The organism is Saccharothrix syringae, from assembly GCF_009498035.1.
Lineage (GTDB): Bacteria > Actinomycetota > Actinomycetes > Mycobacteriales > Pseudonocardiaceae > Actinosynnema > Actinosynnema syringae.
Window position 1 is genome coordinate 7,656,161 of the sequence record NZ_CP034550.1, and the last position, 25,924, is coordinate 7,682,084.

The window sequence follows — 25,924 nt, forward strand, 5'->3', positions numbered from 1 at the left end:
GGCCGCGGCGGTGCGCGGCCCCGCGTCAGGCGACTTCTCGCGCGCGCTGCCGGCGGCCGGCGACCCGGCCGCCGATCTGCACCCGGTCGACCAGGCCGCTGCGCGGGTCGCGGAGGAAGCGCCCGGCGTGACCGGCCTCGCCACCGGCCAGGTCCGTGACGGAGAACACGAGGCCGTCGTAGACGGTGAGCCGGGCCGCGGGCTCGCCGTCGACGACCAGTTGGACGTCGTCGTCCCGGAGGACCACGGAGTAGGCGGTGTCACCGTTGACGTAGGTGCCCGCGCAGTCGCGCGGCGCCCGGACGCGCCGCTCCGCGCCGGTCAGCGCGGTGTGCTCGCCGATCTCCAGGCCCGCGGCGCGCAGCTCGGCGACGAGCTGCCGCCACATCGCGGCGCCGGTGTTGGCGTTCGCGGTCAGCGCGACCACCGTGCCCGAGGTCGGGTCGAAGCGGAGGTGGCAGGAGGTGCCGTCGGCGGTGCCGTCGTGGCCGAACCAGTCGCCGTGCCCGCCGCGGAACGCGGCCAGGCCCAGTCCCCAGCCGTCGGCCAGGCCGAAGGGCTCGGCGGCCGGGACGAGGCGCCGCATCTCGGCCAGGTCGTCCGCGTCGACCAGGCCGTGGTCGGTGCCGCCGTGCTCGGGGCGCAGGTGCATGCGGGCCAGCTCGACCAGGTCGGCGGCGCTCACCGCGAGCGCGCCCGCCGGCGCCTCCACCGGCTCCAGCGCCTGCTCGACCGGGCGCACGCGGCGCAGGGAGCGGTTGACGGCGTGGCCGGTGGCGATCGGCGCGGGCACCGGGTCGGCGCCCACCACGGACGCGGCGGTGACGCCCATCGGCTTGAGCAGGACGGTCTGCACGGCCTCCCACCACGTCATGCCGGTGACCACCTCGACCAGGTGGCCGGCGAGGGCGTAGCCGACGTTGGAGTAGGAGAAGCCGGCGCCCGGCCGCTGCGGGGTGTCCAGCAGGGAGGCGGCCAGCGGGAAGCGGCCCTCGGCCGGGACGACCTCGGCGGCCAGGCCCCCGGTGTGGCTGAGCAGGTGGCGCGTGGTCAGCTCCTCGGCGAGGTCCGGTCGCGCCCGCCGCAGGTCGGGCAGGTACTCGGCGACCGGCTCGTCCAGCTCGACGTCGCCGTCCGAGACCAGGAGCAGGAGCAGGGTGGCGGTGAAGGTCTTGGTGATGGAGCCGACGGGTACCTTGGCGTCCCGGCTCAACGGGCGGCCGGTACCGTGCCGTTCCTCGCCGAACTCGAACTCCCAGGTCTCGCCGCCGTGCCGCACCGCCAGCTGCGCGCCCGGCACGCCGTTGTCGAGCGCCGCTCTCTCAAAAGTCCCGCGTAAATAGTCCACGACCATCTTCCCTCGCTGTCGAACACCATTCACCCCCACCTGACCGCTTTGCACCCATGACGCGCGTCACAGCACACCGAACCGGCTGTCAGCACGTCGCAACCTGAATGATCGTCGACGTTCACCCCCTGGCCCTCAACCCGCTCACCTGCAGCCCTGGCGCGACTACCCACTTTCGCGAGCTTCTATGCACACACCTACCAGACGTCCATTCCGAAACAAGGCAGGGCCGATCGGAGACGAATCGACCGGCCCATGTTCGTCAGCGCCGTCGCACGCCGGCGACCGCCGAACGGAGCATTCTCGACAAGTGGACGGCGTAGGTCCGGGGTAATTATTCGGACATTAATGGAATTGCACCGATGGTAAACAACACCCTGTTGGATTCACCCGTTCGCCAGGTTTAAGACACAACCCGGCGCATCGCGGCCGCGTAATGTGAGTGCCATTGCGCGAACGAGGTGGTGCACGACGGGGACCGCGCCGTGAACTTGTGCCCACCGATAGGGTCGGGCCTGGGCCGGTGCCCGCCCGCGCACGTCGGACGGTGTCACCGACCACCCGTCACCCGGTCGGCGGCACCGCGAGACGCCGCACGGCATGGAGGCAGAGGATGACCGCAGGGTCCGGCGCACGCGTTCGAGTGATCACGGGGGCGTCGGCCGAGCTGGCGCACCCGGATGCCGTGCTCTGGGCGGCCGGCTACGCGGGTCGGACCGGCGGGGAGCTGGGGGTGGTGCACGCGGCGTCGGTTCGGTTGGCCGAACTCCTCGCCCGGGTCCGGGCGGAGGCACCGGGCGTCGCGGTGTCCGCCCACGTCGCGCCGGGGCCCGTGGAGCAGCGCCTGGTCGCCGAGTCCGGCACCGCGGCCGCGGTCGTCGTCGGCGGGCCGAGCCGCGAGGAGGTGGGCGCGCTCGCCACCGCCGTCAGCGCGCGGGCGCGGTGCCCGGTGGTCGCGGTGCCGCCCGGGGCGGTGTGGGACGCGGAAGCCCTCCCGGTGGTGGTCGGCACCGACGGGGACCGCCTGGCCGAGGGCGTGGTGCACACCGGTTTCGCCATCGCCGCGGCGCTGGGGACGGGGGTGCGGGTCGTCTGCTGCACGTCGAACCAGCCGGTCAACGGGCCGGTGGCCACCTCGACCGCGCAGGCGGCACTGGCGGTGGCCCAGGTGTGCGGCGCGCGGTTCCCCGGCGTGCCGCTGGACGTGCGGCTCGCGCGGTCGCAGCCGGTCACCGGGCTGGCCCGGCACGCCAGGCTCGCGTCGATGCTGGTGGTCGGTGCGGGGTCCACATCGGACAGTTCGACCTCGTACCGGTTGCTGCTGCGGAGCGAGGGGCCGGTGGTGCTGGTCGGGCCGCTGGTGAGGGAGGCGGCCGGGCGGTGAGGGGGCCGGGCACCGGCCGGTGCCCGGTTCGAGCGGTGGCCGGTTCGGCCGGTGCCTGGTTCGAGCGGTGCCCGGTTCGAGCGGAGTCGGGGCGGCTGCTCACCCGTCCCGACCGGGACGAAGGCCAACCCTCACCCCAGGCAGGAGGCGAAGGTCAACCCCGCCCTGGGCGGGGGCGAAGGCCAATCCCCGTCCCGGGCGGGGGGCGAAGGCCAATCCCCGTCCCGGGCGGGGGGCGAAGGCCAACCCCCGTCCCGGGCGGGGGGCGAAGGCCAACCCCCGTCCCGCGTGGGAGGCGAAAGCCAACCCCCGTCCCAGGCGAGGGGGCGAAAGCCAACCCCCGTCCCAGGCGAGGGGGCGAAAGCCAACCCCCGTCCCAGGCGAGGGGGCGAAAGCCAACCCCCGTCCCGGGCGAAGGGGTGGAGGGCGGCCCCGTCCCGGGCGGAGGCCGAAGGGCGACCTCGTCCCGGCGGGGGCGAAGGCCGGCATTCCCTCCTCCCGAGCGGCTTTCAGGGCTTCAGCACCTGCTTGCCCACCGTGGCCCGCGCCTCCAGCGCCGCCAGCACCCGCGGCCCGTCGGCCAGGCCGTGCACCACCGGCCGCCCCGGGGTGAGCACCCCGGCACCCCTCAGCGCCGCCAGCTCGTCCACCAGCCCGGCGAAGACCTCCGGCGCCTCCCGCGCCAGCACCCCGACGTGCAGGCCGATCACGTGCACCTGGTGCTCGAACACCAGCTGCCGGTTCGTGACCGCGGCCTCGCCACCCGCCTCGCCGTAGACCACGACCCGGCCGGTCACCGGCCTGGCCGCCCGCAGGCTCGCCGCGAAGCTGGCGCCGACGGACTCCAGCACCAGGTCCACCGGCCCGACCGCGTCGCAGTCGCCGTAGTCGAGGACCCGGTCCGCGCCCAGCGCCCGCACCACCTCGTGCTTGCCCGGCGAGGCGGTGGCGACCACGGTCGCGCCGTAGTGCTTGGCCAGCCGCACCGCCGCCTGGCCGACCCCGCCCGCGGCGGCGCGGACCAGCACGGTCTCACCGGCCGCCACCCGGCCCAGCGGCCTGAGCGCGGCGAGCGCGGTGGCCCAGTTGAGCACCAGGCCCAGCGCCTGCTCGTCGGCCCACCCCTCGGGCACGGGCATCGTCGAACCGGCCTCCAGCACCGCGTACTCGGCGAACGCCCCGCTCCCGGTGCCGACGACGTGGGCGCCGACCGCCGGCGCGGTCGTACCGGGCCCCGGTGCCACGACCTCGCCCGCGGCCTCGAACCCGGCGGTGTACGGCGGCCGCGGACCACCGCCGTACGTGCCGCGGGTCTGCATGACGTCGGCGAAGTTCACGCCCGCGGCGGTGACGCGGACCAGGACCTCGCCCGGTCCGGGGGTGGGCACGGGCACGTCGTCGACCAGTCGCAGGTCTCGCGGGCCCGCCGTCGACGTCTGCCGCAGGGCGCGCATGGTGTTCGGGTTCACGACCGGCACGCTAGAACCCTCACGCAGGCGTGAAGGTCAAGCCGGGCCGCGCTCGGCGGCCGCCCGGGCGGCCCGGAGGTAGGCGTCGAGGGCGTCGCGGTTGCGGGTCAGGCACCCGATGCGGCGGTCGAGCTGGTCCCGCTGCCGCGCCACCTCGTCGAGCATCCACGCGCACGGCACCTCGGGCATCAGGTCCGCCGGGCCGTCGAGGTGGGGCAGGACCTCGCGGATGATCCTGGTCGGCAGGCCGGCCTCGACCAGCGCGCGGATCTGCCGGACCTGCTCGACCGCGTCCGCGTCGAAGTCGCGGTAGCCGTTGTCGCGGCGCTCCGGGCTGATCAGCCCCTCCTCCTCGTAGTGGCGCAGCGCGCGGACGCTGATCCCGGTCATCCGGGACAGCTCGCCTATCCTCACGTCCCCTCCTCGATCACTTGCGCCAGACCCCCTCGGGACCGGGGCTGGTGAGCCGGGCGAAGTCGAGCCTGCCCGGTTTCGCGTGCCGGTCCAGCCGGGACAGCACGTCGTGGTGGCGGCGCGCCAGGACCTCGACCAACGCCTCCGGCGGTGTGGCGGCCTCGTCGCCGACCAGCCCGGAGTGGAGGGTGAGGTTGCGCGTGGCGTAGAGGGAGTCGACCACCGTCGTCATCCGCTCGGTCCGCTCCCGCAGCCACGCCGCGAACACCGCCGGGTCGGCCGGCCGCACCCGCCACTGCCCGACCTGCCGCCGGGCGATCGGGTGCAGCACGGGCAGCAGCGCGTCCAGCGCGGCCCGCGCCGCGACCAGCGGTTCCGGGTCGCGACCCGGCGGGCGCAGCAGGTCGGTCCACGTGTTGAGGTCCCGCAGGTGGTGCCGCTCGTCGTGGCGCGCGTGCCCGCCGAGCGCTCCGCCGGCAGGTCGAGCAGCCGGGCGCGGTGCGGGTGGTCGGGCGGGCAGCGGTCGAGCGCGCGCCGGCGGTGCCGCACCGCGCGACGCGCCACGTGCGCCCCCAGCCGGGTCTGGTCCAGGCGGGCGGCGGCGGACTGGCGCACCACCCGGTAGGCGCCGACGACCTCCTGGCGCACCGACTGCACGGCCAGGGCCGCCGCCGGCTCCGCCCGCCGCACCAGCCCGCACGCCTCCAGCGCCGACCACGCCAGCGCCGACACCACCGCGGGCGCGCCCACCGCCACGTGCGCCATCCGCAGCGCCCGCCGCACCTGCTCGGGCGGTTCCCGGCGGATCAGCGGGCGGGCGTCGGGCGTGCCGCGCCCGGCCGGCCGCCACTCCTCGGTGCCCGGCGTGCCCACGCGGTTGACCAGCACGCGCGCGTCCACGGTCGGGTGCGGCAGCCGGGTGCCCGCGGCGTACTGGTCCAGCAGCTCGGCCGGCACCCGCCGGGCGCGCCGGGCCGCCGAGGGCCGGTCCACCGCGGGCACGACCAGGCTCACTAGACACGCCTCGCCACCGGTCGGCGTGCGGGCGACGAAGGCGCGCAACCCGTTCGTCGCCGCGCCCCACCGCACCGGGTGGGCCGACAGCAGCGGCGCCTGGTCGGCGGTCGGGTCGAACAGCCCCAGGTCGGCGAGCGCGCTCGTGCCGCGCACCACCAGCGCCACCCGGTGGGGGGCGGTGGCGGGCACCAGGGTCCGCCACACCGCGTCCGCGTCCTGGGTCGGGAGCAGGGCCAGGTCCCGCTCGACGGCGACCCGGTCGCGGTCCACCCGGGCCGGCAGGCACGCCACCTCGTCGGCCACCACGTCCACCGAGCCGTCGGGCGACTCCCGGGCCCGGGCGAAGCGCTCGGCGAGGACGTCGTCGAGCGATGCCACGACCTGGCGCAGCGGCTCCAGGGCGGTGCCGGCGCGGGAGGCGTTGCCCGGCCCGTCCGCGACCGCCGCCCGCACCCCGGTCAGCACGTCCCGGACCGGCGCCGGGACCTCATCGCCCCACGCCGCCGCGGCCGGCCGGAGGCGGCCCAGGACGTTCTCGCACAGCTTGTCCACCAGGTGCTTCTGCGGCTGCCCGACCTCGTGGTGGTGGGCGAGGGCGGCGTGCGGGCGGGGCAGTTCGGTGACCGGGCAGGCTGGCGCGGAGGCGTGCAGGCTGTGGATGACGGTCGGCTCGATGCCGCGCAGGACCCGCTGCACGAGGTACGCCCGGTCGTCCGTGCAGGCGTCCAGGCGGTCGGACAGCGCCGCGTCGAACCCCCGGTACCTCACCCGCGCGACCCTAATCGCTCGTCGGGTGGGTGGTCGCCGGGTTTTGGTCATCCGGTGAGGTGGGGCTGTCGGTGGTGAAGAGGAGTTCGCGGGGCGGCCGATCGACAGCACGCGGCGGCGGGGCGTTCAGGCCCCGCCCGCCCCATCGCCCCCGTCCAGCTCCCCGAGCTGCCGCAGCACCCGCGCGGCCTCCTCCTCCCGCGCCTGCGCCCGGTACAGCTCCAACGCCTCCTCCCACAGCTCCCGGGCCTCCTCCAGCCGCCCGAGCGCCGCGCACGGGTGCCCCAGCCCGTCGAGGCTGTCGGCCACCGCGTAGCTGTGCCCCAGCTCCCGGAACAGCGCGAGCGCCTGCCGGTAGTGCCCGACCGCCTCGTCGTGCCGCCCGGTGTGGTGGTCGATGTACCCGAGGCTGTCCAGGGTCATCGCCTCGCCCTCGGGCTCCCGGTGCTCGCGGTACCGGGCGAGCGCGGCCAGGCAGTGCTCGCGGGCCCGGTCGTGCTCGCCCAGCCGCGCCGCGTACCAGCCGACCAGGTTGAGGCACAGCGCCTCGCCCAGCGGCCGGTCCAGCCCGCGGTGCAGGCGCAGGGCGTGCGTGGCGTGCTCCAGCGCCTTCCGGTCGTCCCCGCGCAGCGCCCACAGCCGGGTGAACTCCTGGTGCGCGCGGGCCTGGTCGTTGCGGTCCCCCGTCTCCTCGGCCAGCTCCAGCGCCCGCCTCAGGTGCCGCTCCGCCTCGGCGTGCCGCCCCAGGTCGGCGTGGGCGCGGCCGGCGGCCTGGTGGGCGAGGTGGTGCACCGCGGGGTCGGCCACGCGCTCCGCGGCGACCAGGCCGACCTGCCACGCGGCCAGCCGCGCGTGCAGGTGCCCCCGCCGGTGGTGGAACGTGGTCAGGCACCAGGCCAGCGCCCACGCGGCGTGGTGCCCGTCCAGGGTCGCGGCGGTCTGCTGGGCGGCGAGCAGGTTGGGGTGTTCGGCGTCGAACCACGCCAGCGCGCCGGCGTAGTCGGGCGCCGGCCGGAGCAGGGTGCCGGGTGCCGGCGGGTCGAGCGCGATGGGCGAGCGCTCCTGGTGCAGGCACCGGTCGGCGGCGAACGCGGTGTGCAGGTAGTGGTCGACCACCCGCCGCAGGGCCGCCTCCCGTTCCCGCTCGGGCAGTTCGGCGGCGGTGTCGGCGGCGTGGCGGCGGATGAGGTCGTGCATGCGGTAGCGGCCGCGGGCGTCCCGGGTGATCAGCGACGCCTGCTCCAGGCCGCGCAGCACCGACCCGGTGTCTTTCAGGGACGAGCCGGTGAGGCTGGCGGCGGCGGCCAGGCCGATGTCGGGGCCGGGTGCGATGCCGAGCAGGGCGAACGCGCGGGCCTGCCCGGGGGTCAGCGCGCGGTGGGACCAGGACAGCACCGCGGGCAGGCTGGCGGCCGGGTCGCCGTCGTCCAGGGCGTCCAGGCCCAGCTCGCGCAGTTCGGCGGCGAGCGCGGACAGCGGCAGGTCGGGGTGCATGTGGGCGTGGCCGGCGACGATGCTCAGCGCCAGGGGGAAACCCGCGCACGACCCGATGACCTCGGCCACGGCCGCCGGTTCGGCGGCCACCCGGGCCGCGCCGAGGCGGTCGGTGAGCAGGGCGCGGGCCTCGGCGTCGGTGAGCACGTCCAGGGGCACGTGGCGGGCCGCGGAGTGGGCGATCAGGCCGGGCAGGCGGTTGCGACTGGTCACCAGCACGGTGCACGACGGGCTGCCCGGCAGCAGCGGGGTGACCTGGTCGGTGTCGGCGGCGTTGTCCAGCACCACGAGCACCCGCCGGTTCGCGACCAGGCTGCGGAACAGGGCCGTCTGGGCGTGCGGGTCGACGGGGACGCGGCCGGGTTCGACGTCCAGGGCGTCGAGGAACCCGCGCACGGCCACCGCCGGGTCCATCGGCTCGCCCTCGGGGCTGAAGCCGCGCAGGTCGACGAAGAGCTGGCCGTCGGGGAACCGGTGGAGGTTGCGGTGGGCCCAGTGCAGCGCGAGCCAGGTCTTGCCGATGCCACCGGCGCCGGCGATGGCCGAGATCACCACCGCGGCCCCCGACGGCGAGGCGGTGTCCAGGCGGTCCAGCTCCCCGTCGCGGCCGACGAACGGCGCGGGCGCGGCGGGCAACTGGCGCGGCACCGCGGTCGCGGGCGTCGTCCGGTCCAGGGCCGGGTCGGCGGCCAGCACCTGCCGGTGCAGCTGCTGCAACGCCGTGCCCGGGTCGGTGCCCAGCTCGTCGGCCAACCGCTCGCGGACCCGCCGGTAGTGCGCCAACGCCTCGGCGGTCCGGCCCGCCCGGTGCAGGGCCAGCAGGTACTGGCCGGCCACCCGCTCGTCCAGCGGGCGCTCCCGGACCCGCACCGCCAGCCCGGCCACCAGCCCCTCACCGGCACCCAGCCGCAGCCGCACGTCGACCAGCTCGTCCTCGGCGGCCACCCGCTCCCCGCGCAACCGGTCCCGCTCCGCGTCCGCCCAGCCGCACTCCAGGCCGGTCAGCGCCTCACCGCGCCACAGCCCGACCGCCTCGGCCAGCAACGCCTCGGCCCGCTCGTCGTCGGCACCACGCGCCCGCGCGCACAACTCCCGGAACCGGTGCAGGTCCACCACCGAGGGTTCGACCACCAGCGCGTAGCCGCCCGACCGCCGGACGACGCCCACCTCCCCGGAGCCGGCCAGCACGTGGCGCAGGCGCGAGACGTAGGAGGACAGCGCCCCCCGCACCCGCAACGGCACCTCCGGTCCCCAGACCCGCTCGACCAGCCGGTCGACCGGCACCACCCGGCCGACCTCCACCGCCAGCGCCGCCAGCACGCACCGCTGCCGGGGCGGCCCGGGGTCCACCGGTCGGCCGCCCACGTGCGCGGTCACCTCACCCAGCAGGCAGATCTCCACCACTCCCCCCTCCCCGCCGGGCACCTGAATATCGCCGACGGGGGTGGAGCGCGAGGCCGCACGGCGAGTTCCACACGATCGGCCGCACGACGGCCGGCCGCGTGGTGGCGGGGGTGGGCGACACCGTGGCCACGGCGGTCGGCGGTGGTCGGGCGTGGCCGAGGACGAAGTGGCGTGGCGACTGGCCGGCCGGGCGGGGCGGCCGGGCGAGCGGGGCGGCACGGGCAGGCGGCGTCAGACCCGACGGAGCGCTGCGGGCAAGCGGAGCCGGCCCCGAGGACCGGCTGACCGCCCAGCAGGCCCGGATCGACCACCACATCCGCAACACCTTCGCGCACCCGGTCATCCGCAGCCGGGTCGAGCCGGTCCGGCCGGTGACACCCGCAGGCGACTTCACCGATGCGGCCCGCGCGCCGCGCCTCCGATACTCGGCCCCCTGACGAGCGCGAGGAGGCGGCGTGACCGAGCCGGCTGTGCGGATCTACGACATCATGGCGTGCGACGTGCACTGGGACTTCGCGGGTTCGGACCTGCCCCGCGAGCAGCACAAGTTCCTGGTGTCCTTCTACCCGACCGGTGACGTCCCGACCCCGGAGCTGATCGACCGGATCGTGGCGCGGGGCCCCGGCGGGCGCGAGGTCGAGATCGCCAACCAGCCCTTCACCCAGGCCAACCTCAACGGCCACATCCACGACGCGGCGCTGGGCACCTACTGGTACATGCACAACATCCCCACCGGCTACCTGCCGGAGGGCGAGTACACCATCGAGGTCACCGCCAAGGACGGCACGGTCACCAGCCGCTCCCGGTACCAGCGGGCGGCGCCCACCCGGGCCCTGGTGCCGGTGTACCGGGAGAACCGGGACAGGATCCTCGACGCCTTCACCCCGTCGCGCTCGCGCGAACCCGGTCCCGGAACCCGGCTGGACGCCTTCCGGTGCGCCTGGGCCACCCTGCGCGACTTCGCGGGACCGGCCGCCGACGCGTACTACGTCTTCCGGCTGGCCCGGGGCGGGACCCTGCGCGAGTTCGACACCCAGAAGCTGACCTGGTGGGACAACATCTACGTCGACGCGGCCCGCTCGGGCGACCGGACCAACGGCCTCAACCGCGGCGAGGTCACCGTGGGCACCCCGCTGGAGCCGGGCACCTCGTACGGCTACTTCGTGGAGATCACGGACGGCAACGTGCAGGGCGACGCCAACCTCTGCATCTTCCAACCCCACCAGTTCTTCACCACGCCCTGACCTCACGGCGGCGCGCCGGTGCCGAGCGGTCGGCACCGGCGCGCCGCCGTGCGCGCACCCGGTTGCGGGCGTACCTGTTGGGGATTGGCGGCTTCGGCCGGAACCGCGGCCGCACAGGGGGCAGAACCGGTCCGCCGAGCCCTTGACGACGACCCCGGCGTGAAGTTCCCTCAATGGGAGAGCGCTCTCCCGTCGCAACGCCACCTCGCCCTGCCCCACCCGCTCCACCCCGGCACCCCACCCACCGCGACGCACGCCCTGCCTGGAGTCGCCATGCCCGCCACCCCCACCCGACAACGCCGCCGGGTCGTCCCCCTGCTGGCCCTGCTGACCGCCCTGACCGCCGGCCAACTGGCGGCCACCCGCGCCGAGGCCGAGAGCACCCTGCTCTCCCAGGGCAAACCCACCACCGCCTCCTCCACCGAGAACGCGGGCACCCCCGCCTCCGCCGCCACCGACGGCAGCACCACCACCCGCTGGTCCAGCGCGTTCAGCGACCCCCAGTGGCTCCAGGTCGACCTCGGCGCCACCGCCGCGATCGACCGCGTCACCCTGCTCTGGGAGGCCGCGCACGCCACCGCCTTCCAGGTCCAGACCTCCGCGAACGGCACCACCTGGACCACCGTCCACACCACCGCCAACGGCACCGGCGGCACGCAGGACCTGAACGTCACCGGCACCGGCCGGTACGTGCGCGTCCTGGGCACGGCCCGCGCCACGGGCTACGGCTACTCCCTGTGGGAGTTCCGGGTCTACGGCACCACCGGTGGCCAGCCGCCCACCGGTACGCCGATCTCGCAGTACAAGCAGGTCGCCGCGTCCGGCTGGGAAGGTGGCAACGCACCCGCAGCCGCGCTGGACGGGCGTGCCGACACCCGCTGGTCCAGCCAGTTCGCCGACGACCAGTGGCTGCGGGTCGACTTCGGCGGTGTCGCGGCGGTCACCCAGGTGGTGCTCAACTGGGAGGGCGCGTACGCGCGCGGCTACCGGGTCGAGCTGTCCAACGACCTGACCACGTGGACGCCGGTGTACTCGACCACGACGGGCGCGGGTGGCGTGGAGCGGTTGGCCGTGTCCGGCACGGGCCGCTACCTGCGCCTGTTCGCCACCGCCCGGGCCACCGGCTACGGGGTGTCGCTGTGGGAGCTGCAGGTGTTCGGCACGGTGGACGTCTCCGCCTCCACGCCGCCGCTGCTGTCGCCGCCCACCAGGGCGCCCGCGAACACCGGCCGCTTCGCGCTCTCCGCGCCGGCGGACAACGCCATGGTCACCACGACCCGCCGCCCGGCGCTCTCGTGGGCGGCGGCGCCCGGTGCGGTCCGCTACCAGGTGTGGCTCAACCTCAGCCGCACCGACTACGACTTCACCGCGTCCGGCACCATGCTCGACCTCTACACGAAGGTGGCCGAAACCACCGCCACCAGCTACACGCCGTCGTGGGACATCACCGATCGGTGGACCTACAAGTGGTTCGTCGTGGCGGTGGACGGGGCCGGTGCTACCAGCGCGTCGAACATCCGCACGTTCAGCCTCTACCTGCCGACGCTGTCCACTGTGGACGACGGGGTGCGCGTGGTGAACGGCAGCCGCGACCTCAACAAGAACGGCGCGGTCGAGCCCTACGAGGACTGGCGGCAGCCCGTGGAGGCGCGGGTCAACGACCTGCTGGGCCGCATGACGCCGGAAGAGAAGGCGTACCAGCTGTTCTACAACGCGCAGGTGTTCCCGCGGTCGGGCTGGCACTTCGGGCCGGCCGAGGCGCAGGACCTGCACAACGCGCTGCTCGCCTCGTCCGGCACCCGGTTGGGCATCCCGTTCGTGTCGGCCGGTGACACGATCGCGGGATACAAGACGACCTACCCGTTGCAGAGCGCGTTGGCAGCGGCCAAAAACTACCCGCTGGACCACAGGCTGGGCGACGTGCAGCGGCGCGAGCAGTTGGAGGTCGGCGCGCGCGGCGTGCTGGGCCCGCTCGCCGAGGTCGGCACCAAGGTGCTGTACCCGCGCATCCAGGAGGGCAACGGCGAGAGCGCCGACGTCGCCTCCGCGCAGGTGCGCGCGCTGGTCACCGGCCTGCAGGGCGGGCCGGAGCTGAACCCGGCGTCCGTGCTGGCCACGGTCAAGCACTGGCCGGGCGAGGGCGCGGGCGGCGAGGCGGTCATCGTGTTCGACGAGGTGACGGTCAAGTACCACACCGCGCCGTTCCGGGCCGCGATGGAGGCGGGCGCGGTGAACATCATGCCGGGCTACGCGGGCAGCACCCTGCTCGACCCGGGCGGCCCCGGCGCGGGCGACAGCGCCAAGATCCTCGCCTACCTGCGGCAGAACCTCGGGTACACGGGCCTGATCACCACCGACTGGCTGCCGTCGGGCAGCTGGGTCGGCGCGGCCAACGCGGGCAGCGACGTGATGGGCGGCGCGGACCCGGGCGCGGCGGGCTTCAGCATGGCGCAGTTCACCGCGGCCGTCCCGGCGGCGCGCATCGACGACGCGGTGCGGCGCGTGCTGCGGATCAAGTTCAAGCTCGGCATCTTCGAGAACCCGTACGGCGACCCGGTCAACGGCCCGTACCGGTTCCACAAGCCCGAGTACGCGGCGCTGGCCAACCAGGCATCCCGGGAGGCCATGACGCTGCTGAAGAACAACGGCGTGCTGCCGCTGCGGCTCAACGCGGGCGACAACATCGTGGTGGCGGGCCCGCGGGCCGACGACACGTCGGCGTGCTGCATCTGGACCAGCTACTTCCACCAGGAGTACGGCTCGCAGACGATCTACCAGGCGATCCGCTCGCGGGCCGCGCAGGCCGGGGTCAACGTCCACAAGGACACCGGGCCGTCGCCGAAGCTGGCGGTGGTGGCGGTCGGCGAGGCGTCGTACACGCACGCGACGAACTGGGTGAAGGAGCAGCCGTACCTGCCGCCGGACCAGCTCGCGCTCATCCGGGGCTTCCGCGACCAGGGCATCCCGGTGGTGGTCGCGCTGGTCCTGCCCCGGCCGTACGTGATCACCGAGTGGCACGACCTGGCCAGTGCGGTGGTCGTCACCTACCGGGGCGGCGAGGAGATGGGCCCGGCGCTGGCGTCGCTGCTGTTCGGCGACTACTCGCCGCGCGGGAAGCTGCCGTGGCAGCTGCCGCGGGCGCTGTCGGACGTGCTGCGGCCGGGCGGGGCGGACGTGCCTGCCGACGCGGTCGAGGCGTGGGACCTGCCCTACGACCTGGGCGCCACGGCGGCCGAGCGGGCGGACATCAGGGCCAGGATCGACGCGGGCCGGCCGGTGCCGACGACGTACGGCAACCCGCTGTACCCGCACGGGGCCGGGTTGACCGGCTGGTGAGGGGTGGTGGTCCCCGCGGCGCCCACTGCCGCGGGGACCACCACCCGCGGGTCAGCTCCCGTGCGGCGCGCCGCGTTCGAGCTCGCGCAGCGCGTCGGCCAACCCCTCTCGGGCCCTGGCCTCCTCCGACCGGTACCCGGCGCGGCGGGCCAGGTCCAGGGCCCGCCGGAAGTGCCCGACCGCGGCCGCCGGCCCGTCCGCCGCGTGCACGACCCGGCCCAGCGAGTTCAGCGCGTCGACCTCCAGCGCGTACAGCACGCCGTCCCTGGCCAGGCCCAGCGCGCGGTGGTGGAGGTCGCGGGCGCGCTCCAGGTCGCCGAGGTCGTGGTGCAGCGAGCCGAGGCAGCCCAGCGCCACCGAGCCCAGGCCCCGGTCCTGCACCTCCTGGGCGATGCGGGCGGCCCGCGCCAGGCACTCGCGCGCCTCGTCGTACCGCGCGTGCTCGCGGTGGGTCGTGCCGAGGTTGACCAGCGCGATGCCCTCGCTGTGGCGGTGGCCGTTGCGGCGGGCCGCCGCGACGGCGCTCCGGTACTTCTCCAGCGCCCGGTCGTCGTGGCCGTTGCGCCGGCACCCGTGCCCTAACGTGATCAGCGCGATGCCCTCCAGGACCGGGTCGCCGGCCGAGCGGGCCAGTTCGGCGACGCGCCGGCACAGCTCGTGCGCCTCGTCGTAGCGCCCCAACCGGGACAGCGCCGACGCCTGCCAGCACAGGGCGTAGCCGTCCCGGCCGCCGGTGGCGGCGACCGCGGTCGTGTGCAGGGCCAGGGCGTCGTGGAAGTGGGCGGTGGAGTCCAGGTAGCGGAACAGGGTCCGGGACAGGTGCGCGGCGTGGTGCGGCGCACCGCGTTCGGCCACGGCCAGCAGGGTGGCGCGTTCGGCGTCCAGCCAGCCCCGCGCCTGCTCGTAGGAGTCGAACCCGACCTCGGGACCGACCGGCGGCGGCACGGGCGGGCGCCGGTGCGCCTCGGCCGGGGCGAAGGCGTGGGCGGCGACGGACGCGGCGTGGCAGTAGTGGTCGAACAGGCGCCGCAGGGCCGCTTCGACTTCGGCGCCGGCCTGCTCGGCGGCGTGCAGGCGGACCAGGTCGTGCATGCCGTGGCGGCCCGGGGTGCGCTGGTCGACCAGGTGGGCGTCCTGGAGCTCGCGCAGCGCCTGGCGGGTGCGGGCGGTGGGCAGGTCGGCCAGGGCGGCCGCGGCGCGGGCGTCGACGTCCCGGCCGGGGATGTGCCCGAGCAGGGCGAACAGGGCCGCGGCGGCGGGCGTCAGGGCGCGGGTGGAGGCGGTGAACACCGCGCGCAGGGTGGTGGGCAGCTCGCCGGTGTCCAGGGCGTCCAGGCGCGTCGAGGCGTCGTCGAGCTCGTCGACCAGCGCGGCCAGCGGGAGGTTGGGGTGCGTGCGGGCGCGGGCGGCCAGGATGCCCAGGGCCAGGGGCAGGCCCGCGCAGTGCGCCCGCAGCGCGGCGGCGGCGTCGGGTTCGGCGGCAACCCGGTCCGCGCCCAGGTGGGCGGTCAGCAGCGCCTCGGCCTGGTCGGGGGGAAGCAGGTCGAGTGGGACGGGCGTGGCCCCGTGGGCGGCGATGAGCCCGGTGAGCCGGTGGCGGCTGGTGATCAGGACGGCGCAGCGGGGGCCGCCGGGCAGCAGCGGGGTCACCTGGGCGGTGTCGCGGGCGTTGTCCAGCACGACCAGCAGCCGCCGGTCGGCGGTCAGGTCGCGGAACAGCGCCAGTTGCGCCTCCGGGTCGGCGGGTGCGGACTGCGGCGCCACGCCGAGCGCGTCGAGGAAGGAGCGGGCGGCGGCCTGCGGGGGCACCGGGTCGGCGACCGGGTCGAAGCCGCGCAGGTCCACGTGCAACTGGCCGTCGGGGAACCGGTCGAGGTGGCGGTGCGCCCAGCGCAGCGCCAACCACGACTTGCCCAGCCCGCCGCCACCGGTCAGCACCGCGATCGGGGTGTGCTCGCCACCGGTCAGGGCGGCGGTCAGCGCGGCCAGCTCCCGCTCGCGACCGGTGAAGGTGGCCGGTGCCGGTGGGAGGCGGCGCGGGATGGGGTGGGGCGGTAGCGACCCGAGCCCTGGTTGCGACTCGGGTTGCGATTGGGCCTGTAGTCGCGACCCGAGTTGCGACTGCTGCCGCAGTTGCGATTCAGGTTGCGATTGCCGCCGTAGTTGCGTTTCGGGCCGTGGGCGCGACGCGGATCGTGAACGTGGTCGTGTGGCGGGTTGGGCGGCGGAGTGGCCAGCGGGGTGAGCGGTGGAGCGGGCGTTCGCACCGGTGAGGATGTCCTGGTGGCGCTGCCGCAGCTCCGCTCCGGGCTCCACCCCCAGCTCCGCCACCAGCAGCGCCCTGGTCCGCCGGTAGTGCGCCAACGCGTCGGCCGAGCGCCCGGCCCGGTGCAGCGCGAGCATGAGCTGCCCGGCCAACCGCTCGTCCAGCGGGTGCCGGGCCGCCCGCGCCGGGAGTTCGGCCAGCAGCTCGGCGTGCCGCCCCAACCGCAGCGCCAGGTCGACCCGGTGGGCCTCGGCGGTCGCCCGCTCGGCCTCCCACACCTGCCGCACCCCGGCCGCCCACGGGCCGTCGATGCCGGCCAGTGCCTCCGGGCCCCACAGCGCCAGTGCCCGCTCGACCAGTTCCAGCGCCCGCTCGTCGTCCCCCTCGGCCCGCGCCCGACCCGCCAGCGCCCGGAACCGGTGCACGTCCACCGCCTCGACCGGCGCGTCCAGCAGGTAGCCGCCGTCCCGGTGGGTGATCGCCGTGCCCGCCGGGGTCAGCGACCGCCGCAGGCGTGACAGGTAGCTGCGCAGCACCGAGCGCACCCGCGCCGGCGGCCGGTCGTCCCACACCCGTGCCACCAGGCGTTCCGCGGGCACCACCCGGCCGGCGTCCACCAGCAGCGCCGCCAGCACGCACCGCTGGCGGGAGTGCCCCAGCTCCAGCCGCCGGCCGTTCGACTGGGCCCGCACCCCGTCGAGCAACCGGAACTCGACCTCCACCGCGCCCCCTCAAGCTGCGGATTCAACGTTCGTTCCGCGTTGGTTCGGCTCCCCGTCCCCATTGTGGTGCCCGTGGAGGGTCGGCCGTTGGTCCTTCGCGGGGAGAGGTCCAAAGGGAGGACAGTGCTGCACCACGTGAACGCCTGGACCATCGTCGCGCAACGCCGCCGCGACGCCGAGCGCGCGGCCACCGAGCACCGGTTGGCCCGCGTCGTGACGCGGCGGCGGGAGCGGCGCGCCTGAAGGGGGGCTCCCGGTCGCCGCGGCGGGTTGTCGCGGCGACCGGGGGGGCGGCGATCAGGCGATCGGGAGGTGGTGATCAGGCGGCAGGGCGGGCGGCAGGAGCGGGCGGTGGAGGGCGCCCCCAGGCAGGCCAAGCCCAGGCAGACCAAGCCCGAACAAGCCAGGCCCGAGCAAGCCAAGCGCAGGCAAACCGAGCCCCAGCAAGCCAGGCCCCAGCAAGCCAAGCCCAGGCGAACCAGGTCCCAGCAGATCAGTCCCAGGCGACCGGCAAACGCGCCGGCCCCCGCGTGGCCAGCCCGTCCTTCCACTCGATGCCGCCGATCCCACCGCTCCCACCGATCCCGCCGTTCTCGTCCTCCCCCTCCGCCAACCGCAACCCGGGCAACCGCCGCAACAACACGTCCAACGCCACCTGCAACTCCATCCGCGCCAGCGGAGCACCCAGGCAGTGGTGCGGCCCGTGCCCGAACCCGACGTGGGACGCGCCCTGCCGCCGCAGGTCCAGCCGGTCCGGGTCGGGGTACACCGAACCGTCCCGGTTGGCCGAGTTCAGCACCGGCAGCACCGGTTCACCCGCCCGCACCAGCACACCGCCCAGCTCGACGTCCTCCAGCGCGTACCGCGCGATGCCCGCGCCGAGCCCGAGCGGCACGAAGCGCATCAGCTCCTCCACCGCCCGCGGCACCAGGTCGGGGTCCGCGCGCAGCAGCTCCCACTGCTCGGGGTGGGTCAGCAGCACGTACGCGAAGTTGGGGATCTGCGACGCGGTCGTCTCGTGCCCGGCGACCAGCAGCCCCTCGGCCAGCGACAGCAACTCGTCCTCGGACAACCGGTCCTCCTCGTCGCGCGCGACGACGAGGGCGCCGATCAGGTCGTCCGTCGGCGCCTCGCGGCGGGCGGCGACCAGGCCGGCCATGTACTCCCGCAGCCGCCCGACGTGCTCCACCACCTCCGCCGGCGTGAACTTCGTGGTGGACAGGAACGCGTCCGACCACACGCGGAAGTCGACGCGGTCCTCGTAGGGCACGCCCAGCAGCTCGCAGATGACTGTGATCGGCAGCGGCAGGGCGAAGTCCTCGACGAGGTCGGCGGGCGAGCCCTTGGCCAGCATCGCGTCGACCAGACCGTCGGCGATCCGCCGGGTCCACGGGCGCAGCTGCTCGACCCGGCGCGCGGTGAACGCCTTGGTGACCAGCCGGCGCAGCCTGCTGTGCTCGGGCGGGTCCAGGCTCATGATGTTGCCGGGCGGCGCCTGGTGCAGCCGCGTGCGCGGCTCGTCGCGGCCGGTCGCGGCCGCCCGGCTGAACCTCGGGTCGCCCAGGACGACCTTCACGTCCTCGTACCGGGTGGCCAGCCAGCCGGGTTCGCCGTAGGGCAGCCGGACGCGGACCAGCGGCTGCCGCTCGCGCAGCTCGGCGAACAGCGGCTCGGGGTCCAGCCGCTCCGGCGTGCTGAACGGGTAGGGCCTGGGCTCGGTGGTGGTCATCGCCAACTCCTCGTGGCACCCTGCGGAAATAATTTAAGTCAGTCGCTTGTCTTATCACCACCGGCACACGACCGGCAACCGTGTGCAACCAATGTCCGATCAGCCCCGAACAACCGGTGTGAGCACCGGTGCCGCGGGGTCGCCGGGCGGTTCCGCACGCCCGCACACCGGGGGAACCCCCGTGGCGTCGTCGCTCCACCGGCTCGGCCGGTTCCCGTCCCGCCACCGCCAGAGCTGCCCAGCGGGAAGGCCCGGTGCGCCGATCAGCTCTCGAACAAGCCTTCCGCCGCCGCGCGGAGCGCGGCCGAGCAGGCGGCCACCGCCGGGTGCCCGGCCGCGCCGCGCCGGTAGGCGATGCGGGTGCGCCTGCGGGTCGGCAGCGGCACCAGGCGCACGCCGGCGGGCGGGTCCACGGCCGCCAACCGGGGCACCAGCGACACGCCCTGGTCGGCGGCCACCAGGGCGAGCACCGTGCTGAAGTCGTCGGCGTGGTGGCGGGCCCTGGGCCGGAACCCGGCGGCGCGGCACAGGTGCGCGGTCGCGGTGTGGCAGAGGGTGCCGGGGCTCGCCAGGACCCACGGGGCGTCCCGGACCGCCCGCAGCGGGTCGCCGCCGCCGTCCGGCGTGCCCTCGGGCACCGCGAGGAACACGGTCTCCTCCAGCAGCGGCACGCCGTCCAGCACCGGGTCCGGCGCGATCGGCACGACGTCGTAGTCGTGCAGCAGTCCGACGTCGAGCCGGTGCTCGCGCAGCGCCGCCGGCACCGCGACCGGGTCCAGCTCGGTCACCATCAGCTCCAGCCCGGGGTGCTCGCGCCCCAGCGCGACCAGCGCGGGCGGCAGCAGCGTGCGCACGGCGCTGGGGAAGGCGCCGATGCGCAGCGGGCCGGTCACGCCGCCCGCCATCTCGGCCAGCGCGGCCGACGTGCGCTCCAACGCCGCCAGCACCACCTCGGCGTGCCCCACGAGCACCCGTCCCGCCGCGGTCAGGGTGACGCGCCGCCCGGTGCGCTCCAGCAGCGGGAGCCCCGCCTCCCGCTCCAGCGCGGCCAGCTGCTGGGAGACCGCCGAGGGCGTGTAGGCGTGGGCCTGCGCCACGGCGGCGATGGTGCCCAGCCGGGACAGGTCGTGCAGCAGCCGCAGGCGGCGGGCGTCGAGCATCAGTTCAGCTTATGCTTCCGTGCAGGAATCCGAACTGGACCTGTTCCTCGGTGGTGCCGGACGCTGGTCCCATGACCCTCTCCGGTGTGCTCGTCCCGCTGATCACCCCCTTCGACGCCGCGGGCGCGGTGGCCCGCGACGCGCTGGAAGCCCTGGCCAACGAGGTGCTGGACGACGGCGCGGCGGGCCTGGTGGCCCTGGGCACCACCGCCGAACCGACGTCGCTGAACACCGTCGAGCGGCACCTCGTCCTGGACGTGCTGCTCGGCGTGTGCCGGGAGCGCTCGGCCGCGCTGCTGGTCGGCGCCTCCACCCCGGACGCGCTGGCGGAGCTGCGCGGCAGGCCCGGGGTGACCGCGGCGATGAGCACGGTGCCGCCGTTCGTGCGGCCGGGCGAGGACGGCGTCGTGGCGCACTTCGCGGCGCTCGCCGCGGCCTCCCCCGTCCCGCTCGTGGTCTACCACGTGCCCCACCGCACCGGGCAGCACCTGTCCGCCGGCACCCTCCGGCGGCTGGCCGCCGTCGACGGCGTGGTGGGCGTCAAGTACGCCGCCGGGCTCGACGCCGACGCGGTCGACCTGCTGGCGGACCCGCCGGCCGGCTTCGCCCTGCTGGGCGGCGACGACGTGGTCATCTCGCCCCTGCTGGCCCTGGGCGCGCACGGCGGCATCCTGGCCTCCGCTCACTTCGCGACCGCGCGGTTCGTCGAACTGGTGGACGCCTGGCACGCCGACGACGCCGGCCGGGGCCGCGCCCTGGGGCACCGGCTCGCACCGCTGTCGGCCGCGGTGTTCGCCGAGCCCAACCCCGTGGTGGTCAAGGCGGTGCTGCACGCGCAGGGGCGCATCCCCACGCCGGCCGTCCGGTTGCCGCTGCTGGCCGCCGGGCCCGGGAGCACGCGGGAGGCGTTGCGGCAGGTCGAGCGCGTGACCCCGGTCGCCGCGTGATCGTGCGGCGGTCACCCGACCGCCGCACACCCCGAGGAGGTGAAGCGTTTCAGAGACCTCGGGCATCCTTGACGCCGCGCGCCGGGGCCGGATAGTTTCGCTTTCTTTGAAACGTTTCATTGACTGAGGAGTGTCGTGGCGACCTTCGACGACATCGCCGACGCGCTCGCGCGGCAGGCGATCGAGCTGCCCTCGTGGGCGTTCGGCAACTCGGGCACGCGGTTCAAGGTGTTCGCGCAGCCCGGGGTGCCGCGGACGGTGGAGGAGAAGCTCGCCGACGCGGCGAAGGTGCACGCGCTGACCGGGCTGGCCCCGTCGGTGGCGCTGCACATCCCCTGGGACCGGGTGGACGACTTCGCCAAGCTGCGCGCGCACGCCGAAGACCTGGGTGTGCGGCTGGGCACGATCAACACCAACACGTTCCAGGACGACGACTACAAGTTCGGCAGCCTGACGCACGTCGACGAGCGGGTGCGCGCCAAGGCGATCGCGCACATGCACGAGTGCGTGGACATCATGGACGTGACCGGAAGCCGGGACCTGAAGGTGTGGCTGCCGGACGGCACCAACTACCCCGGCCAGGGCGACCTGCGGGACCGGCAGGACCGCCTGGCCGACTCGCTGGCGCGGGTCTACGCCCGGCTGGGCGACCACCAGCGGCTGGTGCTGGAGTACAAGTTCTTCGAGCCGGCGTTCTACGCCACCGACGTGCCGGACTGGGGCACGGCGTACGCGCACTGCGTGGCTTTGGGCGAGCGGGCGGTGGTGTGCCTGGACACCGGGCACCACGCGCCGGGCACCAACATCGAGTTCATCGTGACGCAACTGCTGCGCCTGGGGCGGTTGGGCGCGTTCGACTTCAACTCGCGCTTCTACGCCGACGACGACCTGATCGTGGGCGCCGCGGACCCGTTCCAGCTCTTCCGCATCCTGTTCGAGGTGGTGCGCGGCGGCGGGTACGACGAGGGCAGCGGGGTGGCGTTCATGCTCGACCAGTGCCACAACGTGGAGGACAAGATCCCCGGTCAGGTCCGGTCGGTGCTCAACGTGCAGGAGATGACCGCGCGGGCGCTGCTGGTGGACCGGGACGCGCTGGCCGCCGCGGAGCGGGCCGGTGACGTGCTGGGCGCGAACGAGGTGTTCATGGACGCCTTCTACACCGACGTGCGGGCGGACCTGGCCGACTGGCGTGCCAGCCGCGGCCTGCCCGCCGACCCGATGAGGGCGTACCGCGACAGCGGGTACGCGGAGCGGATCGTCGCCGAGCGGGTCGGCGGTTCCCAGGCGGGGTGGGGTGCGTGAACGAGACCGTGGCGCGGCTGCTGGCGCGTTCGAACCGGCTGGGCGCGGACCCGGCCAACACCAACTACGCGGGCGGCAACACCTCGGCCAAGGGCGTGGGCACCGACCCGGTGACGGGGCGCGAGGTCGAGCTGGTGTGGGTCAAGGGCTCCGGCGGCGACCTCGGCACGCTGACCGAGGCGGGCCTGGCCGTGCTGCGGCTGGACCGGGTGCGGGCCCTGGTGGACGTCTACCCCGGGGTGGGGCGCGAGGACGGGATGGTCGCCGCGTTCGACCACTGCCTGCACGGCCGGGGCGGTGCGGCGCCGTCGATCGACACCGCCATGCACGCCCTGGTGGACGCCGCGCACGTGGACCACCTGCACCCCGACAGCGGCATCGCCATCGCCACCGCGGCCGACGGCGAGGAGCTGACCGGGAAGATCTTCGGCGAGCGCGTGGTGTGGGTGCCGTGGCGGCGGCCGGGTTTCCAGCTCGGCCTGGACGTCGCCGCGATCAAGGCGGCCAACCCGCGGGCCGTCGGCACGGTCCTCGGCGGGCACGGCATCACCGCGTGGGGCGCGACCAGCGACGAGGCCGAGGCCAACTCGCGCTGGATCATCGAGACTGCGCGGGCATACCTGGACGCCCACGGCAAGGCCGACCCGTTCGGCGCGGTCGTGCCCGGTCACGAGCCGCTGCCCGAGGCGGAGCGGCGCGCCCGGGCCGCCGCGCTCGCGCCGCACCTGCGCGCGGTCGCCGCGCGGGACAGGCCGGTGGTCGGGCACTTCACCGACTCGCCCGCGGTGCTGGAGTTCCTGGCGTCGGAGAAGCTGGTGCCGCTGGCGGAGCTGGGCACCTCGTGCCCGGACCACTTCCTGCGCACCAAGGTCAAGCCGCTGGTGCTCGACGTGCCGCCGGCCGCTTCGGTGGAGGAGTGCGTGGCGCGGCTGGCCGGGCTGCACGAGGCGTACCGGGCGGACTACCGCGCCTACTACGAGCGGCACGCCACGCCCGGCTCGCCGCCGATGCGCGGCGCGGACCCGGCGGTCGTCCTGGTGCCCGGGGTCGGCATGTTCAGCTACGGCAAGGACAAGCAGACCGCGCGCGTGGCGGGCGAGTTCTACGTCAACGCGATCAACGTGATGCGCGGCGCGGAGTCCGTGTCGCGCTACTCCCCCATTTCCGAAGCGGAGAAGTTCCGCATCGAGTACTGGGAGCTGGAGGAGGCCAAGCTCCGGCGGATGCCCGCGCCGCGCTCGCACGCCGGCCGCGTCGCCCTGGTCACCGGTGCGGCGAGCGGCATCGGCAGGGCCGTGGCGCGCCGGCTCGCCGCCGAGGGCGCGTGCGTGGTCATCGCCGACCTGGACGCGGACGAGGCGCGGGCGGCGGCCGAGGAGATCGGGTCGACCGACGTGGCCGTGGGCGTGCGCGCCGACGTGACCGACGCCGGGCAGGTGCGGGCGGCCGTGGACGCGGCCCTGCTGGCGTTCGGCGGCCTCGACCTGGTGGTCAACAACGCGGGCCTGTCGATCTCCAAGCCGCTGCTGGAGACCACCGAGGCGGACTGGGACGTGCAGCACGACGTGATGGCGCGCGGGTCGTTCCTGGTCTCGCAGGCCGCGGCGCGCGTCATGATCGCGCAGGGGCTGGGCGGGGACATCGTCTACGTGTCGTCGAAGAACTCGGTGTTCGCCGGGCCCGACAACATCGCCTACAGCGCGGCCAAGGCCGACCAGGCCCACCAGGTCCGGCTGCTCGCGGCCGAGCTGGGCGGGCACGGCATCCGGGTCAACGGCGTCAACCCCGACGGCGTGGTGCGCGGCTCGGGCATCTTCGCCGGCGGCTGGGGCGCGCAGCGCGCGGCCGTCTACGGGGTGCCCGAGGAGGAGCTGGGGAGGTTCTACGCCCAGCGCACCCTGCTCAAGCGGGAGGTGCTGCCCGAGCACGTCGCCAACGCGGTCACCGCGCTGACCTCGGCGGAGTTCAGCCACACCACCGGGCTGCACGTGCCGGTGGACGCGGGCGTGGCAGCGGCGTTCCTGCGATGAGGGTGTTCGGCGCGGTCGACCTCGGCGCGTCCGGCGGCCGGGTCGTCGCGGGCCTGGTCGACGGCGGGCGGGTGGACCTGGAGGTCGTGCACCGCTTCCCCAACGGCGCCCGGCCCGCGGCCGGCCGGCTGCGCTGGGACCTGACCGGCCTGCACCGGGAGGTGCTGGCCGGCCTGCGGGCGCTCGCCGCGGCGTTCCCGGGGGTCGAGTCGATCGGCGTCGACACCTGGGCGGTCGACTACGGCCTGCTCGACGTCGACGGGCGCCTGCTGGCCGAACCGGTCTGCCACCGCGACGACCGCACCGCCGACGCGGTGGCGCGGGTGCACGCCCTGGTGCCGCCGGAGGAGCTGTACGCGGTCAACGGGTTGCAGTTCCTGCCGTTCAACACGGTGTACCAGCTGGAGGCGGAGAAGGGGTCGCCGCTGTGGGCGCGGGCCGCGCGCGCCGTGCTGCTGCCCGACCTGATCGCGTACTGGCTGACCGGGGAGCTGCGCACCGAGGTGACCAACGCCTCCACCACCGGGCTGCTCGACGCGCGCACCGGCACGTGGTCGCGGTCCCTGCACGAGCGCCTGGGCATCCCGGTCGGCCTGTTCCCGCCGCTGCAACGCCCCGGCGAGGTGCGCGGTCCCCTGCTCCCGGAGGTGGTCGCGGCCACCGGGCTGCCGCCGGGCGCGGTGGTGACCGCCGTCGGCTCGCACGACACCGCGTCGGCCGTGGTCGCCCTGCCCGCGAGCGGGCCGCGGTTCGCCTACGTGTCCAGCGGCACGTGGTCGCTGGCCGGCGTCGAACTGCCCGCCCCGGTGCTGACGGGGGAAGCGCGGCTGGCCAACGTCACCAACGAGGGCGGGGTCGACGGGCGGACGAGGTTCCTGCGCAACGTCGGCGGGCTGTGGCTGCTCCAGGAGTGCTCGCGCGCGTGGGGGTTCGGGCTGGACGCGGTGCTCGCCGAGGCCGAGGCGCTGCCCGCGGGCGGGCCGGTGGTCGACGTGGACGACCCGGCGTTCATCCCGCCGGGCGACATGCCGGACCGGATCGCCGCGGCGGCGGTGGCCGCGGGGCACCGGGCGCCGGCGAGCCCGGCGGAGACCGTGCGCTGCGTGCTGGACTCCCTGGCGGCGGCTTATGCCCGGACGGTGGAGCGGGTGGGCGGGCTGGCCGGGGTGGAGGTCGAGACGATCCACGTGGTGGGGGGTGGGTCGCGCAACGCGCTGCTGTGCCGGCTGACCGCCGAGCTGTCCGGGCGGGTGGTGGTGGCCGGGCCGGTGGAGGCCACGGCGTTGGGGAACGTGCTGGTGCAGGCGCGGGCGCACGGGGCCGTGCCGGGGTCGCTGGAGGAGGTGCGGGCGGGGTTGGCGCGGACCTGCCCGACCCGCCGGTTCACGCCGGGGGGCGGGTGAGCGGGTGGGGGACCACCTCCCAGGCCGCCCGGGTTGGCGCCGGCAGTACCCGTCCCCTCGTCGCACCGCCCGTCAACCGCAGGGCCACAACTCGACAGCAGCCAACAACGGCGGCTACGCGCGCTCGTGGAGCAGGGAGCCGGTGGTGATCGCGCTGATCCCCGGCAGGGTGGTGGGCGCGGTCCCGGTTGACCTGTAGGGACGGCTCCGCGGGAGCGGTCGTCGCGGCAGCGCCGATCGGCGTCCCGGTCACCGGGTTGACGTCACCCCCACATCATCGCGCGACGGGGCTGCCCGGTGGTGTGCGGCTCCACGTCGTACCGCTTCGTGCCCGGGGGGTGAGCGGGACGCGGGAGCCGCAGCGGGTGGACCAGTGGCCGGTCACCGAGCGACGCGCACCCCCACGGTGCGGAAGCCGGCCGCGTGGCGCCCCCCACCCGGATGACGCTCCACCACAGCCGAAAAAGTTGCCGAATCGGCAACCGGC

General features: G+C 75.3%; 17 protein-coding genes. 8 read left to right on the forward strand and 9 right to left on the reverse strand.

What is annotated here, in order from left to right; genetic code table 11:
- Positions 1-25: 25 nt before the first annotated feature.
- Positions 26-1,348, reverse strand: a complete 1,323-nt coding sequence (locus EKG83_RS32180) for a serine hydrolase domain-containing protein (protein WP_170191981.1) — start codon at positions 1,346-1,348, stop codon at positions 26-28.
- 613 nt (positions 1,349-1,961) lie between these two features.
- Here EKG83_RS32180 and EKG83_RS32185 point away from each other — a divergent pair.
- On the forward strand, positions 1,962-2,732 hold the full coding sequence (locus EKG83_RS32185; RefSeq protein ID WP_153278590.1) for a universal stress protein: 771 nt from the start codon (positions 1,962-1,964) through the stop codon (positions 2,730-2,732).
- A gap of 509 nt (positions 2,733-3,241) precedes the next feature.
- Here the strand turns inward: EKG83_RS32185 and EKG83_RS32190 are convergent.
- The 5 genes from EKG83_RS32190 to EKG83_RS32210 all read right to left on the reverse strand — a co-directional run bounded on the left by EKG83_RS32190 (position 3,242) and on the right by EKG83_RS32210 (position 9,298).
- Entirely contained in the window at positions 3,242-4,201 is a 960-nt protein-coding gene (locus EKG83_RS32190; RefSeq protein WP_228122300.1) for an alcohol dehydrogenase catalytic domain-containing protein, read from the reverse strand.
- A gap of 36 nt (positions 4,202-4,237) precedes the next feature.
- A complete protein-coding gene (locus EKG83_RS32195; protein WP_033435652.1) occupies positions 4,238-4,615 on the reverse strand; it encodes a MerR family transcriptional regulator in 378 nt (125 codons plus the stop codon).
- Between the two features lie 13 nt (positions 4,616-4,628).
- Positions 4,629-4,847: a hypothetical protein gene (locus EKG83_RS32200; RefSeq protein WP_170191982.1), complete on the reverse strand. Its 219-nt coding sequence runs from the start codon at positions 4,845-4,847 to the stop codon at positions 4,629-4,631.
- Positions 4,844-6,400: a hypothetical protein gene (locus tag EKG83_RS32205; protein ID WP_033435654.1), complete on the reverse strand. Its 1,557-nt coding sequence runs from the start codon at positions 6,398-6,400 to the stop codon at positions 4,844-4,846. The genes EKG83_RS32200 and EKG83_RS32205 overlap by 4 nt, the downstream gene beginning before the upstream one ends.
- A gap of 126 nt (positions 6,401-6,526) precedes the next feature.
- Entirely contained in the window at positions 6,527-9,298 is a 2,772-nt protein-coding gene (locus tag EKG83_RS32210) for an AfsR/SARP family transcriptional regulator (RefSeq protein ID WP_033435655.1), read from the reverse strand.
- A gap of 110 nt (positions 9,299-9,408) precedes the next feature.
- Here EKG83_RS32210 and EKG83_RS32215 point away from each other — a divergent pair, with 110 nt between their 5' ends.
- The 3 genes from EKG83_RS32215 (at position 9,409) to EKG83_RS32225 (ending at position 13,878) form a co-directional block, all read left to right on the forward strand.
- Positions 9,409-9,735: a hypothetical protein gene (locus EKG83_RS32215; RefSeq protein WP_153278592.1), complete on the forward strand. Its 327-nt coding sequence runs from the start codon at positions 9,409-9,411 to the stop codon at positions 9,733-9,735.
- Positions 9,736-9,753: 18 nt separating this feature from the next.
- Entirely contained in the window at positions 9,754-10,542 is a 789-nt protein-coding gene (locus EKG83_RS32220) for a hypothetical protein (protein ID WP_033435657.1), read from the forward strand.
- 273 nt (positions 10,543-10,815) lie between these two features.
- A complete protein-coding gene (locus EKG83_RS32225; RefSeq protein ID WP_051767017.1) occupies positions 10,816-13,878 on the forward strand; it encodes a discoidin domain-containing protein in 3,063 nt (1,020 codons plus the stop codon).
- 51 nt (positions 13,879-13,929) lie between these two features.
- Here the strand turns inward: EKG83_RS32225 and EKG83_RS32230 are convergent, their stop codons facing one another.
- The 3 genes from EKG83_RS32230 to EKG83_RS32240 all read right to left on the reverse strand — a co-directional run bounded on the left by EKG83_RS32230 (position 13,930) and on the right by EKG83_RS32240 (position 19,755).
- Positions 13,930-16,866, reverse strand: coding sequence for an AfsR/SARP family transcriptional regulator (locus tag EKG83_RS32230; RefSeq protein ID WP_051767018.1), 2,937 nt, complete (start codon positions 16,864-16,866; stop codon positions 13,930-13,932).
- A gap of 493 nt (positions 16,867-17,359) precedes the next feature.
- A complete protein-coding gene (locus tag EKG83_RS32235; protein ID WP_033435658.1) occupies positions 17,360-18,595 on the reverse strand; it encodes a cytochrome P450 in 1,236 nt (411 codons plus the stop codon).
- A 263-nt stretch (positions 18,596-18,858) separates the two neighbouring features.
- Positions 18,859-19,755 (reverse strand): LysR family transcriptional regulator, encoded by an 897-nt coding sequence (locus EKG83_RS32240; RefSeq protein ID WP_033435659.1) that lies wholly within the window; start codon positions 19,753-19,755, stop codon positions 18,859-18,861.
- Between the two features lie 71 nt (positions 19,756-19,826).
- On the opposite strand from EKG83_RS32240, the gene EKG83_RS32245 reads away from it, so the two are divergent.
- The 4 genes from EKG83_RS32245 to EKG83_RS32260 all read left to right on the forward strand — a co-directional run bounded on the left by EKG83_RS32245 (position 19,827) and on the right by EKG83_RS32260 (position 25,437).
- A complete protein-coding gene (locus EKG83_RS32245) occupies positions 19,827-20,702 on the forward strand; it encodes a dihydrodipicolinate synthase family protein (protein ID WP_033435660.1) in 876 nt (291 codons plus the stop codon).
- Between the two features lie 135 nt (positions 20,703-20,837).
- Positions 20,838-22,004: an L-rhamnose isomerase gene (rhaI, locus tag EKG83_RS32250; protein WP_153278593.1), complete on the forward strand. Its 1,167-nt coding sequence runs from the start codon at positions 20,838-20,840 to the stop codon at positions 22,002-22,004.
- A complete protein-coding gene (locus EKG83_RS32255; RefSeq protein ID WP_407690737.1) occupies positions 21,992-24,034 on the forward strand; it encodes a bifunctional aldolase/short-chain dehydrogenase in 2,043 nt (680 codons plus the stop codon). The genes rhaI and EKG83_RS32255 overlap by 13 nt, the downstream gene beginning before the upstream one ends.
- Complete coding sequence (locus tag EKG83_RS32260; protein ID WP_033436026.1) at positions 24,031-25,437, forward strand: rhamnulokinase; 1,407 nt, start codon at positions 24,031-24,033, stop codon at positions 25,435-25,437. The genes EKG83_RS32255 and EKG83_RS32260 overlap by 4 nt, the downstream gene beginning before the upstream one ends.
- The last annotated feature ends 487 nt before the right edge of the window (positions 25,438-25,924 follow it).